This window comes from Streptomyces sp. NPDC049970 (assembly GCF_040660235.1).
GTDB lineage: Bacteria > Actinomycetota > Actinomycetes > Streptomycetales > Streptomycetaceae > Streptomyces.
Map to the genome: position 1 here is coordinate 79,466 of NZ_JBFALP010000021.1, position 14,796 is coordinate 94,261.

The 14,796-nt window shown below is 71.5% G+C and carries 13 protein-coding genes; all 13 read right to left on the reverse strand.

The annotated features are described in order from the left end of the window. Positions 1 to 27: 27 nt before the first annotated feature. Positions 28 to 1,050 (reverse strand): ADP-ribosylglycohydrolase family protein, encoded by a 1,023-nt coding sequence (locus AB0I83_RS27535; protein ID WP_356536845.1) that lies wholly within the window; start codon positions 1,048 to 1,050, stop codon positions 28 to 30. After that, on the reverse strand, positions 1,047 to 1,790 hold the full coding sequence (locus AB0I83_RS27540) for an NUDIX domain-containing protein (RefSeq protein WP_363306540.1): 744 nt from the start codon (positions 1,788 to 1,790) through the stop codon (positions 1,047 to 1,049). Before AB0I83_RS27540 ends, AB0I83_RS27535 begins: the two co-directional genes overlap by 4 nt. After that, entirely contained in the window at positions 1,787 to 2,866 is a 1,080-nt protein-coding gene (locus tag AB0I83_RS27545; protein WP_363306541.1) for an AAA family ATPase, read from the reverse strand. Before AB0I83_RS27545 ends, AB0I83_RS27540 begins: the two co-directional genes overlap by 4 nt. Further along, a complete protein-coding gene (gene pnuC / locus AB0I83_RS27550) occupies positions 2,863 to 3,513 on the reverse strand; it encodes a nicotinamide riboside transporter PnuC (RefSeq protein ID WP_363306542.1) in 651 nt (216 codons plus the stop codon). Before pnuC ends, AB0I83_RS27545 begins: the two co-directional genes overlap by 4 nt. A 127-nt stretch (positions 3,514 to 3,640) precedes the next feature. After that, the gene (locus AB0I83_RS27555; RefSeq protein WP_356536839.1) at positions 3,641 to 4,798 is read right to left on the reverse strand and encodes a pseudouridine synthase; all 1,158 of its coding nucleotides are present in this window, start codon (positions 4,796 to 4,798) and stop codon (positions 3,641 to 3,643) included. After that, positions 4,798 to 5,448: an SMC-Scp complex subunit ScpB gene (scpB, locus tag AB0I83_RS27560; protein WP_356843944.1), complete on the reverse strand. Its 651-nt coding sequence runs from the start codon at positions 5,446 to 5,448 to the stop codon at positions 4,798 to 4,800. Before scpB ends, AB0I83_RS27555 begins: the two co-directional genes overlap by 1 nt. Next, positions 5,445 to 6,560 (reverse strand): ScpA family protein, encoded by a 1,116-nt coding sequence (locus AB0I83_RS27565; RefSeq protein WP_363306543.1) that lies wholly within the window; start codon positions 6,558 to 6,560, stop codon positions 5,445 to 5,447. Before AB0I83_RS27565 ends, scpB begins: the two co-directional genes overlap by 4 nt. A gap of 101 nt (positions 6,561 to 6,661) precedes the next feature. Continuing rightward, on the reverse strand, positions 6,662 to 7,228 hold the full coding sequence (locus AB0I83_RS27570; RefSeq protein ID WP_356536876.1) for a hypothetical protein: 567 nt from the start codon (positions 7,226 to 7,228) through the stop codon (positions 6,662 to 6,664). Beyond that, complete coding sequence (locus tag AB0I83_RS27575; RefSeq protein ID WP_356536834.1) at positions 7,225 to 8,343, reverse strand: ParA family protein; 1,119 nt, start codon at positions 8,341 to 8,343, stop codon at positions 7,225 to 7,227. The genes AB0I83_RS27570 and AB0I83_RS27575 overlap by 4 nt, the downstream gene beginning before the upstream one ends. 358 nt (positions 8,344 to 8,701) lie before the next feature. Continuing rightward, a complete protein-coding gene (gene ald, locus AB0I83_RS27580; protein ID WP_363306556.1) occupies positions 8,702 to 9,817 on the reverse strand; it encodes an alanine dehydrogenase in 1,116 nt (371 codons plus the stop codon). 144 nt (positions 9,818 to 9,961) lie between these two features. Continuing rightward, positions 9,962 to 12,034, reverse strand: a complete 2,073-nt coding sequence (locus tag AB0I83_RS27585) for a tetratricopeptide repeat protein (protein WP_363306544.1) — start codon at positions 12,032 to 12,034, stop codon at positions 9,962 to 9,964. A gap of 203 nt (positions 12,035 to 12,237) precedes the next feature. After that, a complete protein-coding gene (locus AB0I83_RS27590; protein ID WP_356536831.1) occupies positions 12,238 to 12,864 on the reverse strand; it encodes an NUDIX hydrolase in 627 nt (208 codons plus the stop codon). Between the two features lie 124 nt (positions 12,865 to 12,988). Then, entirely contained in the window at positions 12,989 to 14,659 is a 1,671-nt protein-coding gene (locus AB0I83_RS27595; protein ID WP_356536830.1) for a CTP synthase, read from the reverse strand. Positions 14,660 to 14,796: the final 137 nt, after the last annotated feature.

Consider the following 14,796-nt stretch of genomic DNA (forward strand, 5'->3'; position numbering starts at 1 on the left):
GAGGGAAGCCGTGTCGGGTCGCACGGATCAAGCGTCCCAGAGCGCGGCCAGCGACAGCAGGTCGCTGCGGTACTCGATGCGCTCCGACCACTCCTTGGGCCAGGCCTGGGAACCCAGGTGCGCGCCCGCCAGCGCTCCCGTGAGGCAGGCCAGCGAGTCGGAGTCGCCCCGGGTGCAGGCGGCCCTGCGCAAGGCGGTGACGGGCTCTTCGGGGAAGAGCAGGAAGCAGTGCAGGGCGGTGGCGAGGGCCTCCTCGGCGACCCAGCCGTCGCCGGTGGCCTCGCAGGGGTCCGTCTCGGGGGACGGCGAGCGCAGCGCGTCCTGGACACGTCCGAGAGCGGTCAGGCACTCGTCCCAGCCGCGCCGGATGTACGCCTCGGGCGAGGCGTCGCCCGCGTACCGCCAGAGGTCGCCGAGCCAGCGCTCCGGGTAGCGGCCGCTGCTCTCGTAGGCGTAGCTGCGCAACTGGCCTGCCAGGCCCATCGGTTCGACGCCCTGCGCCAGCAGGAACACCGCACGGGCCATGAGGTCGGAGGCGGCCAGGGCGGTGGGGTGCCCGTGGGTGAGCGCCGCCTGCAACTGCGCGACGCCTGAGCGCTGCTCCTCGCTGAGGCCGGGTACGAGTCCGACGGGCGCGACCCGCATGTTGGCGCCGCAGCCCTTCGAACCGGTCTGGCTGGCCTCCTGCCAGGGGCGGCCCCCCTCCAACAGGTGACAGGCCGTCATGCAGGTCTGTCCGGGCGCGCGGTTGTTCTCCGGCGAGTGGTACCAGGCGACGAACTCGTCACGGACGGGGCGCACCAGTCGCTGCGGGGTGAGCAGCCCGCTGTCCATGGCGGTGCGTATGCCCCGCCCCAGGGCGAGCGTCATCTGGGTGTCGTCACTGACGACCGCCGGCCGCGGCAGCCGCATCTGCCGCCACGGTCCGCACTTCGCGAGGATGGACGGCACGTCGTCGAACTCGGTCGGATAGCCCAGCGCGTCGCCGAGCGCGAGTCCGGTCAGCGCCCCGGTGGCCGCCTGTTTGGTGAGAATCCTGGTCGGGATCATGGTGTCCGTCCTTCCGGGCGCCCTTCCGGACGCAGGAGTGGTGGGTGCAGGGCGGTGGCGGGGCCGGCCCGGTGCAGTGCGGCCGGTTTCCCCCGTCCCCCGGTGCGGCGCGGCGGCCCTTCCACGGTCTGCACGAAGCCGGACGTGGTCAGGACCTTGCGCCGGAAGTTGGGCCGGTCCAGCTCGACGCCCCAGACGGTCTCGTAGACCTGCTGGAGCTCACCGAGCGTGAACTCCGCGGGACAGAAGGCGGTCGCCAGGCAGGTGTACTCGAGCTTGGCGCCGATCCGGTCGTGCGCGTCGGCCAGGATGCGGTCGTGGTCGAAGGCGAGCGGCCCGGTGCCTCCCGCGTCCCACCAACGCGCGCGTGCGGCGTCCCCTCCGCCGCGCGGTTCCGGCAGGTCGGGGACGAGTGCGGCGTACGCGACGGAGACGACCCGCATCCTGGGGTCGCGGTCCGGATCGCTGTAGGTGCGCAGCTGTTCGAGGTGGAAGGCGCACACGGTGTCCTGGGTGAGGCCGGTCTCCTCCGCGAGTTCGCGGCGGGCCGCCTCCTCGGCGGACTCGCGGGGCAGGACGAAGCCGCCCGGGAGCGCCCAGTGCCCCTTGTAGGGGTCCTCGCCCCGTTCCACGAGCAGCACGTGGAGCCGGCCCTCGCGGACGGTGAAGACGGCGAGGTCGACGGTGACGGCGAAGGGGGCGAAGGCGTGGGGGTCGTACCCCTCGGGGGCGGTGCTCATCGGTTCTCCGGGAGGGGGTCGGCGAGGTGCGGGCCGGCGGCGAGGAGTGCGTCCACGGCTGCGACCGCCGAGTCCAGCCGACTGCGGCGGGAGCCCTTCATCTCGATGAACTCACGTCCGGTGCGTGTGAGTTCGGCCCGGAAGCGGTCCGTCATCCAGGGCCGCAGCTCCTCGCCGTCGCGGAGCCCGTCGTCCTCGAAGGCGACGCCCTCGTGGTCGGTGAGCAGCCAGAGGTGGTGGGTGGTCAGGTCGGCGGTCCGCTCCACGAGCGGGTTGCGTCCACCGATGTACCGCTCGTGCCAGACGGTCGTGGCGAAGGAGTCCGTGTCGCAGAAGAGCACCGGGGAGCCGACGCGCGCGGCGGCCTCCTCCCTGGCGTTCTGGGTCTCGGCGATGAGGGGGAAGTCGTCCGTGCGGAAGGTGACGTCCTCCCACTGCGCGGCGGGCCACCGGCTTCGCAGGTCCGCGAGCTTCCGCTCGCTGAACTCCCTTCCGTACTCGGCGACGCACAGGGTCCGCGCCCAGACGCCGCCGCGCTGCCGGTAGTGCTCGGTCAGCGCCCTGGCCAGGGTCGTGGTGCCGGTGGACTCGGCGCCGAGGACGACGACCCGGCGGGTGAGCGCGGCCCTGACGGGCGCTTCGAGGTGCTCCCAGCAGCCGGCCGGGTCCGCTCTCACCTCGGTGCCGGAGACGGGGAAGGCGGTGCGGCCGGGGTCGACGAGGACGGACCGGGCGCCGAAGCGCCGGGCCAGTTCGTCGCCGTACGGCTCCGAGGTGAAGACGGCGTCGACCTGTTCGGGTACGGCCCCGGTGAACACGGCCATGTGCGCGTCCCAGATCGCCGGGTCGTGCAGGTCCATGCGGATGTCGTCCACGGCGCCCACCACCCGGACGTCCGGGTGCACCTCGCGCATCCAGGCGACCCGGTCGGCGAGGGGTACGGACTCGACGGAGGCGGCGCAGACCAGGACGGTGAGCCGCTCGCAGCTGTCCTGGGCGGTGCGGACGAGGTGGTGGTGGCCGGCGTGCGGCGGGTAGAACTTGCCGAGGACCAGGCCGTGGCCGTAGCGCTTCACGCGGGCACCCGCTCCCGGCCGGTGGCGGCGACGAGGTCGCGGCTCCAGCTGCGCAGCCCCATGAGGCAGAGCGCGAGGAAGCCCGCGTACAGCAGGGAGGTGAGGTAGAGCTCCTTGTACGCGTACAGCGGGATGTAGACCACGTCGGCGGCGATCCACAGCCACCAGGACTCGACGCGCTTGCGGCACTGCCCGTACGTCGCCATGAGGGACAGCGAGGTCGTCAGGGCGTCCCAGAAGGGCACGGTCGAGTCCGTGGCCCGGGAGAGCAGCAGGGTGAGGCCGAGGGTCCCCACCGCCCCCGCCGCGAGCAGCCAGGCCCATTCGGTACGCGAGGTTCCGCGCACCGGCAGGACGGACGCACCTGGTCCACCCCCGTGGGTCCAGGTCCACCAGCCGTACGCGGCGAGGGTGATGAAGACGATCTGCAGGCCGGCGTCGGCGTACAGACCGGACTGGGTGAACAGCAGGATGAAGAACAGGTTGTTGGCGATGCCGATCGGCCAGTTGGCGAGGTGCTGGCGGGCCACTAGCCAGACGCAGAGCGCCCCGCTGCCGAAGCCCAGCACCTCGGTCCAGCTGACCGGGGTGCCCAGGACAGTCACCAGGGGTTGCCGCAGGGGGTCGAGTACGTCCGCGAGCGTCACGCCGTTCCTTCCATCTTTATGGTCACTATGACTATAAAGAAGAATCGGCCGATGCAAAAGGCCCGCGGCCGGATCCCTGTTCGAAACGAACCAGGAACCGGCCGCGGGCCGTTCGGTGCGGGGCGGGTTACAGACCGACCTCGCGCATCAGCATGCCGACCTCGGTGTTGGTCAGGCGGCGCAGCCAGCCCGACTTCTGGTCGCCCAGCGGGATCGGCCCGAAGGACGTCCGCACGAGCCGCTCGACCGGGTAGCCGGCCTCGGCCAGCATCCGGCGGACGATGTGCTTGCGGCCCTCGTGGAGGGTGACCTCGACGAGGTAGTTCTTGCCGGTGTTCTCGACGACGCGGAAGTGGTCGGCGCGGGCGTACCCGTCCTCCAGCTGGATGCCGTCCTTGAGCCGCTTGCCGAGGTCGCGCGGGAGCGGTCCCTGGATGGCGGCCAGGTAGGTCTTCTTCACGCCGTACTTGGGGTGCGTCAGACGGTGGGCGAGCTCGCCGTGGTTGGTGAGCAGGATGATGCCCTCGGTCTCGGTGTCGAGCCGGCCGACGTGGAACAGCCGCGTCTCGCGGTTGTTCACGTAGTCACCGAGGTTCTGGCGGCCGTCCGGGTCGCCCATGGTGGAGACGACGCCGGCGGGCTTGTTCAGCGCGAAGAACAGGTGCGACTGCGTCGCGACGGTCAGGCCGTCGACCTTGATCTCGTCCTTCTGCGGGTCGACCCGCATGCCCTGCTCCAGGACGATCTCGCCGTTGACCTCGACCCTCGCCTGCTCGATCAGCTCCTCGCACGCACGGCGCGAGCCCATGCCGGCGCGGGCGAGGATCTTCTGCAGACGCTCGCCCTCCTGCTCGGCACCCGGGTTCGTCCTGGGGGTCCTGATCTCGGGCTTGTCGGCGTACCGGTCCCGGTTGCGCTGCTCGATCTTGGCGTCGAGCTCACGGGGGCGGGACGGGGCGCCCACACGGCGTCCGCCCTTGCTCACGTTCTGCGCGGGCTTCGGGCCGCCCTTGGCCCCACCGCGCGCCGCCGCGCCGCGGCCCTTGCGCGGGCCGCCGTCGCCGCCCGGCTTGTCGGAGCCCACGTCGTAGCGGCGCTCCTCGGGGCGGGGCCGGCGGGGGCGCTGCTCCTGCTTGTCGTCGCGCTCCGAGCCGGAGACCCGGGGGTTCGGGTTGCTGTTCCTGCCGCTGCCGCTGTTGTTCCTGTTCCTGCCGCCCGCGCCGCCGCTCCGGCCGCCGCTCTTGCCGGCGCTGCCGCTTCCGCTGTTGCTGCCACTGCTTCGCATCAAAATTCCGTCTTGTCGTCTGCGTGAGTTTCCGGGGTGTCCGGAGCGTCCGGATCGAACGACGGCACACCCTCTAGCGTCTCAGCCTCGATCGCGTCCGCCTCCGGGAGGAAGGGCGCGAGCTCCGGGAGCTCGTCCAGGCCTCGCAGGCCCATGCGCTCCAGAAAGTAGTTCGTCGTCCTGTACAGGATCGCACCTGTTTCGGGTTCCGCGCCCGCCTCCTCGACCAGACCCCTCTGGAGCAGGGTCCGCATGACACCGTCGCAGTTCACTCCGCGCACCGCCGAGACCCTGGACCGGCTCACCGGCTGCCGGTACGCGACCACCGCCAGCGTCTCCAGCGCCGCCTGCGTGAGCCGGGCGTGCTGCCCGTCCAGGACGAAGCCCTCGACGGCGTCCGCGTACTCCGGACGGGTGTAGAAGCGCCAGCCCCCGGCGACGTACCTGAGGTCGAATCCACGGCGCTGGACGGTGTACTCGTCCGCCAGCTCCCGCAGGGCGTCCGCGACGGCCCTGCGGGGCCGCTGGAGGACCTTGGCGAGGTGTTCCTCGGTGGCGGGCTCGTCCACCACCATGAGGACGGCCTCCAGTGCGGGCCTGAGGTCGAGCCCCGCAACCCGGGCCTCGCGCCCCTCGTCGTCCGTGCTCATGCCTGTACGTCCTCCTGTGGCTCGCGCACCTCTTGGTCGAACTCGTCCGTGACCAGCGGTTCCGCCCCCTCGCCCCCGGCCCAGCGCACGAGGAGTTCGCCGAGCGCCTCCTCCTGGTCGAGCGCGACCGCCTTCTCCCGGTAGAGCTCCAGGAGCGCCAGGAACCTGGCGACCACCGTGAGGGTGTCCCCGGCGTCCTCGGCGAGGTCACGGAAGCTGATCTCGCCCTCCGCCCGCAGCCGCGCCACCACGATCTCCGCCTGCTCCCGCACGCTCACGAGCGGGGCGTGGATGTGGTCGACGTACACCTGCGGCCTGGGTCTGGGCTGCATCGCCTTCACGGCGAGCCGCGCGAACCCCTCAGGACCGATGCTGATCACGACCTCGGGCAGCAGCTCCGCGTGCTGGGGTTCGAGTCCGACGGTGCGGGGGTGGCGGCGCGACTCCGAGTCGAGCCGGTCGCTGAAGATCTCGGCGATCCGCTTGTACGCGCGGTACTGCAGCAGCCGCGCGAAGAGGAGGTCCCGCGCCTCCAGCAGGGCGAGGTCGGCCTCGTCCTCCACCTCGGCGGTCGGGAGCAGTCTGGCCGCCTTGAGGTCGAGCAGGGTCGCCGCGACGACGAGGAACTCGGTGGTCTGGTCGAGATCCCAGTCCGGCCCCATGGCGCGGATGTACGCCATGAACTCGTCGGTGACCTTCGACAGCGCGACCTCGGTCACATCGAGCTTGTGCTTGGAGATCAGCTGGAGCAGCAGGTCGAACGGACCCTCGAAGTTGACCAGCCGCACGGTGAAACGCCGGTCGCCGCCGGACTCCCCCGCGCCCTCGCCGGCACTGCTCCCGGGGGTGGCTCCCGGGCTTCCGGCCGCCTCGGCCGTGCCCGGGAGGCGGCCGGCGGGCGCCCGCGGCCCCTGGGGGGCCGAGAGGGCCGGGGCCGGGCCTGCTGGGGCCTCCGGGGTCGCGACGTGCCCGGCGGCCACGGACGCCGGAGGTACCGCCGGATCGTCCTCGGCCGCCGCCGCGGGCGCTTCCGGGGTCGCCGGGAGCCGTGTCCCCGGCCCCCGGCCGAGGGCACGGCGGGCGGGACGGGGGTGGTCGTCGGCTGTCGGCATGTGCTGGGGTCCAGAGGTGCGGCGGGAGGTCGGGCGGTGGCCCTGGGACGGGCCGCCCGGTCGGCGGTCCTCCCCCGGGCAGGCTACCGGCGCCGTGCCGCTCAGCGGCCCCGCAGCCTCCGGACGAGGATGCTCGCGTCGCCCCGCGACTCCAGGTCGGCCAGCACCACGGCGACCGCCTCACGGACGATGCGCCCGCGGTCGACGGCCAGGCCGTGCTCACCGCGCAGTACGAGCCGCGCGTGTTCGAGGTCCATCAGTTCCTCGGCCGACACGTAGACGGTGATCTTCTCGTCGTGGCGTTCCCGGCCGCTCGGCCGGCGGTTCGCCCCGCGCCCTCCGCCGCGCGCCCTCTGCGGCTGCACGGTGGCAGCAGCCTCCTGGGGCGGTGCGGTGCGCGACCGGTCCGCAGCGGTCTCGCTCCCGTCGGCACGACTGTGCGGGCCGGCGCTGTCGGGGCCCGCCGCCGAGTGCTCCGCACGGGACGCGCCGGTGGCCGCCTCGCCACCGCCGCCCTGGCCGGTGCCGTCCGGGGCCGCGTCGCCTCCCGCGGCCGGCGCGGGCACCCTCGCCTCGCCGTTCGCCTTGCGGCGCCGCTCGGCGGAGGATGCCTGAAGGCCCGTGCCCCCGGTGGTACGGAACAGCTCGTCGGCCCCCGGCAGACTCACTCGGCGTGACACCGGGCGAGCACCTCCCTGGCGAGCTGGCGATAGGCGGCGGCACCGACCGAGTTGGACGCGTACGTCGTGATGGGTTCACCGGCGACCGTGGTCTCCGGGAACCGCACCGTGCGTCCGATGACGGTGTGGTAGACGTGCTCGTCGAACGCCTCGACGACACGCGCGAGCACTTCGCGGCTGTGCACCGTGCGGGAGTCGTACATCGTGGCCAGGATGCCGTCCAGCTCCAGCTCGGGGTTGAGCCGCTCCTGGACCTTCTCGATGGTCTCCGTGAGCAGCGCCACACCACGCAGGGCGAAGAACTCGCACTCGAGCGGGACTATCACCTTGTGAGCCGCCGTCAGGGCGTTCACGGTGAGGAGGCCGAGCGAGGGCTGACAGTCGATCACGATGTAGTCGTAGTCGGCCATCAGCGGCTTGAGGGCACGCTGCAGCGTCGACTCCCGGGCCACCTCGCTCACGAGCTGCACTTCGGCGGCCGAGAGGTCGATGTTGCTGGGGAGCAGGTCCATGTTGGGCACGGCGGTCTTCAGGAGGACCTCGTCGGCCACCATGCCCCGCTCCATGAGCAGGTTGTAGACGGTGAGGTCGAGCTCCATCGGGTTGACCCCGAGCCCGACCGAAAGGGCTCCCTGCGGGTCGAAGTCGACGAGCAGGACGCGCCGGCCGTACTCCGCGAGCGCGGCGCCCAGGTTGATGGTCGACGTGGTCTTGCCGACGCCGCCCTTCTGGTTGCACATCGCGATGATCTTCGCGGGGCCGTGATCGGTCAGCGGACCGGGGATCGGGAAGTACGGGAGCGGCCGACCGGTCGGGCCGATCCGCTCGCGGCGCTGGCGGGCGGCGTCGGGCGCGAGCGTGGCCGCGTACTCCGGATCGGGCTCGTACTCGGCATCGGGGTCGTAGAAGTGCCCCTCGGGCACCTCGGCGAAGTCGGCGAAGCGGGCGGTCTCCCGGCCACTTTCGTTGCCGGCCATGGCGTTCACGTTTAGGCCGTCCATCATCTGGGGGGCTGTCGTCATGTGCTGGTGGGTGGCGAAGGTGCGGACTGCGACGGAGCCGACAGCTTCGAGCCCGATCGGGCTCAGACCCCGCACAGGCATCCCTGGTTGACCACCCCCGGGAGTAATTGTCGACTCATTCACAAGTCGTCTTACCTCCTTGGATGTGACCAGGAAACTTATCGATAGGTCAGCGTGGCACCATGCCGACGATTGGCGACTCTATGGCGTGTCACCGGTTCGCAGCAACACAATCCGCCGGACCCGGCCCGATGTGTCGGCAATCGAACACCCCTCTGTCAAGGGTGCGGAGCACCTGGGGCGCACCTTTCACAGGGGTGCAAAACGGGCGGAGGGTTACGTCTCCGACCAGTTGGACCGCGCCCGCTCGCGCGTCCGGCCGGACCTTGCTGGGCAAGGTCCGGCCGGACGCGCGAGGTTGACGGAGAGGGTTGACCGCTCAGCCGAGAAGCGCGCTCAGTTCCACGTGGTCGAGACCGTGGGACTCGGCCACCTCGCGGTAAACCACCTGGCCGTCATGGGTGTTGAGACCCTTGGCGAGTGCCGCGTCACGGCGCAGGGCGTCGGCCCAGCCACGGTTCGCGAGCTCCAGGATGTAGGGCAGCGTGGCGTTGGTGAGCGCGTAGGTGGAGGTGTTCGGCACCGCACCGGGCATGTTCGCGACGCAGTAGAAGACCGAGTTGTGGACCATGAAGGTCGGATCGGCGTGCGTCGTGGGACGCGAGTCCTCGAAGCAGCCTCCCTGGTCGATCGCGATGTCGACAAGAACACTTCCGGGCTTCATCTTGGCGACCAGCTCGTTGGTGACCAGCTTCGGGGCCTTCGCGCCGGGGATCAGAACCGCACCCACGACGAGGTCGGCCTCCACGACGGCCTTCTCGAGTTCGAGGGCGTTGGAGACGACCGTCCGCACCTTGGTGCCGAAGATCTTGTCGGCCTCACGCAGCTTGTTGATGTCCCTGTCGAGCAGCGTGACGTGGAAGCCGAGCCCGACCGCGATCTGTGTGGCGTTCCAGCCGGAGACGCCGCCCCCGATGACGACGGCCCTGGCGGCCCCCGTGCCGGGGACACCGCCGGGGAGCACACCGCGCCCGCCGACCGAACGCATCAGGTGGTACGCGCCGACCTGCGGGGCGAGGCGGCCCGCGACCTCGGACATCGGGGCCAGGAGCGGCAGCGCGCGGGCCGCCGTCTCGACGGTCTCGTACGCGATGGCGGTCGTGCCCGACCCGAGCAGGGCGTCCGTGCACTCGCGGGAGGCCGCGAGGTGCAGGTACGTGAAGAGCGTCTGGCCCTTGCGGAGGCGGTGGTACTCCTCGGCGACCGGCTCCTTGACCTTGAGCAGCAGGTCGGCGGCGGCCCAGACCTCGTCGGCGGTGGGCAGGATCCGCGCGCCGGCGGCGACGTACTCCGCGTCCGGGATGGACGAGCCCTCGCCGGCGTGCTGCTCGACGAGGACTTGGTGGCCGTGGCGGACGAGCTCATGCACTCCGGCGGGGGTGATCGCCACCCGGAACTCGTTGTTCTTGACTTCGCGGGGGATGCCGACCTTCACGTCGATCACGGTCCTTGGCTCGGAGAGTGCTCGGGACATAGCGGGGTGTACCCACATGAACCAAGCATAAAGGGAGACACCGCAGAGATGTGCGGCAGAGCCATCATTAATGAAGGACTTCTCGCTGTCCAGCCTTACAAAGCATTAAGTTTCGATCGAAGCACTACGGATTTCGTAGGCTGAACCCTCTTCGACCAGCAGTCTGTCCGCCGTAGCCCTGTGCAGCCGGGCCGCCGCGGGATCACCGAGCCTGTCGAGGGTGTCCGCCAGCCTGAGCTCCAGTGCCGCCTGAAGCCGCACGTCACCGGCCCGGCGAGCCAGCTCGACCGCCTCGCGGCAGGTGTGCAGCGACTCCTGGGGCCTGCCCGCGTACTCCTGCACCCGGGCGGCCTCGCTGAGCGCCCGCGCCTGGGCCGGCAGGTCCCCGAGCCTGCGGTGCCCGGCAGCCGCCGCCCGCCAGTCGCGCAGGGCCTCGCCGTACCGCCCGGCATACGTGTGGACGGCTCCGAGCCGTCCGTAGAGCCTCGCCGCGTCGGCCCGCTCCCCTTGGCCGAGCCGCTGGGCGAGGGCCCTGCCGTACCAGTCGGAGGCCCGGTTGAAGTCCCCGAGTTCCGCGTAGGCGCCGCCTGCGGATTCCATCGCCCGGCCGGTCGCGTAGAGGTCGTTCGCCGCCCGCCCGGCGTCCAGCGCCGCCCGGTACCGGGCCAGCGCCTCCCGCGTACGGCCGGTGCCGGCGTCCAGATCCGCGAGGTTGAGCAGGGCGGCCGCCTTCTCCCGGGGCAGGTCCCGGCGCTCCGCCACGTCGAGGACCAGGCCGTGCAGCCCGTACAGCACGGGAGCCGCTTCCTCGGTGCCGCGGTGCACCGCGAGGGCGCGGACGAGCGCGGCCACCAGACGGCGGGCGAGGGTGTCCAGGTCCCCGTCCCGCACCGCGAGCCGGGCTGCGGCCACCAGCGAGGGTTCCCTGACACGAAGCCATTCGGCGGCGGACCCGGGGTCGGGGAAGCGCAGCGAACGCGGCAGTCCCGCGAGCTTCCGGCGCGCCGGGGAGTCCTCGGGGTCGGTGACCGCGCGGCAGGCCTGGAGCCGGCGCACCGTGCGCTCCAGCATCCTGGCCCGGGCCAGCTGGATCTCCGCGGGCCGCTCCCGCTCCTCCAGCACCGCGCGCACGAGCGGCACGAGGCAGCCGGGCAGCTCGTACTGCGCGGGTTCGGCGCCGTTCGTCCGCAGCAGACCGGAGCGGACGAAGTCGTCCAGGGTCGTCCCCGCCGCCGACACCGAGCAACCGGCCAGCGCGGAGGCCGTGTGGGCGTCGGCCGTTCCGGCGGGCGCGAGGGCGAGCAGCCGCAGTATCGAGGCGGCGGCCGGTGGCAGCGAATCGTGGACCAGCCGGAAGGCGCGGGCCAACGGCCTCGACGCGGAGGGCTGTTCGGAGTCTTCCTGATGCTCCAGCAGTTGCTTGGTGACATCGGCGACCGAGGCCCCGGGCCGGGCGGCGAGCCAGCCCGAGACCAGGGCCAGGGCGGCCGGCTGCCCCCCGCACTCCTCGGTGAGCGTCTGGGCGGCCCGCGGGTCGACGGTGATGCGGACCTGCCCGATGCCGCGGGCGAGCATCTGTACGGCGGAACCCGCGTCCATCCCGCCGATGGTGCACGGACGGACGTCGGGGATCCCGGTGAGCGGACCGGTGGCGGTGGCGACGACGAGACAGTCGGGATTGTCGGGCAGCAGCGGATCGACCTGTTCGGCGTCCACGGCGTCGTCGAGCAGGATCAGGGCGCGGAGCGGCGCGAAGGCCTCCCGGACCATCTGGGAGAGCTCGTCCTCTCCGGCTCCGGGCGGGGCGGCGACGGAGAGCATGCCGAGGAGTTCGCGCGCGGTGCGCTCTCCGGGGACGCGCTCGCCACCGGGCTCGGTCAGCGCGACCCGGAAGACCCCGTCGGGATAGTCGCCGGGCTCGGCGAGCCGCGCGGCGAGTTCGGCGGCGAGCGCGGAGCGTCCGGATCCGGGCCGTCCGGCGATCAGCAGGACCCTGGCGCGTGGCGCCTTGCGACCGGCGAGGGTGTCCAGGCCGGCGCGCTCGATGTCCTCCTGAAGGCTCTTCAACTCTCTTTCGCGGCCGAAGAACTGACTTGCCATCACATCGGGCGGCTCCCCGGCTCCCGCCGTCCTGGCCGATCCGGCCGGGCTGCTGGTGTCCACCGCCTGATCGGTCACGGGCCACGCTCCACTTCGCTGCACGCGGTTGCCCGCCGGAACTCCGGTCGGGGCGTTTCGAGCGTAGTTCAGTGGTGCGGACGATCACTGCCGCGCGGGGCGGAAGCATCCCTCGATCGGATCAGCGTTTCATACGATCGGACCCGTCGCCGGTACGCGGAACGCCGGTACGACGACGGGTCACGAAGCGGCCTGAGGGCGCGTCAGACCTCGAACGGCCGGGCCGGCCAAGGGGCCTCGGCCGGACGCAGCGAGTCCACACCGTCGCCCGCGAGTGCGGCGGTGAGCGACAGGACCCCCACCACCAGGCAGTTGTTGTGCAGGTCGCCGGCGAGCACGCTCCGCACCAGGTCCTCCAACGGCACCCGGGCCTGCTCCATGTCGGCCTCCTCCTCGGCGACCTCGAAACGCTCGCCCTCCGCCTCCGAGAGTTCCCGCGCGAGGAAGACGCGGACGGCTTCGTCGCAGCCGCCGGGCGTGGTGTAGACGTCGGTCAGCACCCGCCAGTCCTCGGCCTTGACGTGCGCCTCCTCGTAGAGCTCGCGCTGCGCGGCGTGCAGGGGGTTCTCACCGGGGACGTCCAGCAGCCCCGCCGGGATCTCCCACAGCTTGTGCCGCACCGGATGACGGTACTGACGCAGGACCAGCACCCGGCCGTCCCCGTCGAGCGCGAGCACGGCGACGGACCCCGGGTGGACCTGGTAGTCGCGGTTGTGGACGCTGCCGTCGGGCATCACGACGCTGTCGGTGCGGACGCTGGTCTTGTTACCGGTGAAGGGTGTCACCGTCGCGGTGACCTGCCACTCCTCGGGCGTGTCCTGGAAACCCATGTACGTCCTCCCACGAACAAACGGAAACCGGGGCACGCATCCCGTGAAGGATCCGTACCCCGGTCAACCGTATCGCCTCGGAGCGTCGGGCCCCGCGACGCGGTGCTCCGAACGCCGGACGCCCCTACGCGTCGGCGCCGGCCCCCCGCGCCGCGACCTTGCGCTCCACCGCGGCCTTCACCAGGCCGGCGAAGAGCGGGTGCGGGCGGGTCGGGCGGGAGCGCAGCTCCGGGTGCGCCTGGGTGGCCACCAGGTAGGGGTGGACCTCACGCGGGTACTCGACGTACTCGACGAGCTTGTTGTCCGGGGAGGTGCCGGAGAAGACCAGCCCGGCCTTCTTCTCGAGCTCGGCGCGGTAGCCGTTGTTGACCTCGTAGCGGTGGCGGTGGCGTTCCTCGACGTAGGGCTCGCCGTCGTAGGCCTCGCGGACCAGGGAGCCCTCGGCGAGCTTCGCCGGGTACAGGCCGAGCCGCATGGTGCCGCCCAGGTCGCCCGCGCCCTCGACGAACGCGAGCTGCTCCTCCATCGTGGAGATGACGGGGTGGCCCGTGGCCGCGTCGAACTCGGTGGAGTTGGCGTCGGGGATGCCGGCGAGGTTGCGCGCGGCCTCGATCACGATGCACTGAAGGCCGAGGCAGAGGCCCAGCAGCGGCACCTTGTTCTCGCGGGCGTACTGGATGGCGCCGACCTTGCCGATCACACCGCGCTCGCCGAAGCCGCCGGGGATGCAGACGGCGTCGACGTCACCGAGCTGCTCCTGGGCGCCCGCCGGGGTCTTGCAGTCGTCGGAGGCGACCCACTTGACCTTGACGCGGGCCCTGTTCGCGAAACCGCCGGCCCGGATCGCCTCGGTGACCGAGAGGTAGGCGTCGGGCAGGTCGATGTACTTGCCGACCAGGGCGACGGTGACCTCGTGGTCGGGGTTGTGGACGCGGTCCAGCAGATCGCCCCAGGTGGTCCAGTCGACGTCGCGGAAGGGCAGGTCGAGCTTGCGGACGACGTAGGCGTCCAGGCCCTCGGAGTGCAGCACCTTCGGGATGTCGTAGATCGACCTGGCGTCCGGACAGGCCACCACGGCGGCCTCGTCGACGTCGCACATCAGCGAGATCTTGCGCTTGATGGAGAGCGGTACGTCGCGGTCGGCACGCAGCACGATGGCGTCCGGCTGGATACCGATGTTGCGCAGGGCCGCCACGGAGTGCTGGGTCGGCTTCGTCTTCAGCTCGCCGGACGGGCCGATGTAGGGCAGCAGCGAGATGTGCACGACGAAGACGTTGTCGCGGCCGACCTCGTGACGGACCTGGCGGACCGTCTCCAGGAACGGCAGCGACTCGATGTCGCCGACCGTGCCGCCGACCTCGGTGATGACGACGTCGACGTCACCGGTCGCCATCCGGCGGATGCGGTGCTTGATCTCGTTGGTGATGTGCGGGATGACCTGGACGGTGTCGCCGAGGTACTCGCCGCGCCGCTCCTTGGCGATGACCTGCGAGTAGACCTGGCCGGTGGTGACGTTGGCCGAGCCGTCGAGGTCGACGTCGAGGAAGCGCTCGTAGTGGCCGATGTCCAGGTCGGTCTCGGCGCCGTCGTTCGTGACGAACACCTCACCGTGCTGGAAGGGGTTCATCGTGCCGGGGTCGACGTTGAGGTAGGGGTCGAGCTTCTGCATGGTGACCCGCAGGCCACGTGCCTTGAGCAGGGCACCCAGGCTTGACGCAGTCAGACCCTTGCCGAGGGAGGAGGCGACACCCCCGGTGACGAAGATGTGCTTGGTCGTCGTGGATGTGGGCTGCATAGCCAAAGGGGGCTCCCGTGGTCGCGATCATGAGGTGCGTGCCGGCGTGCCGTACGGAGAATTCCGGAGGCGCCGTCGCTGCGGTTCGGGGGCCTCGTCCACTGTCGGGACGACCACCGGTCCACGGGCTACCAGGG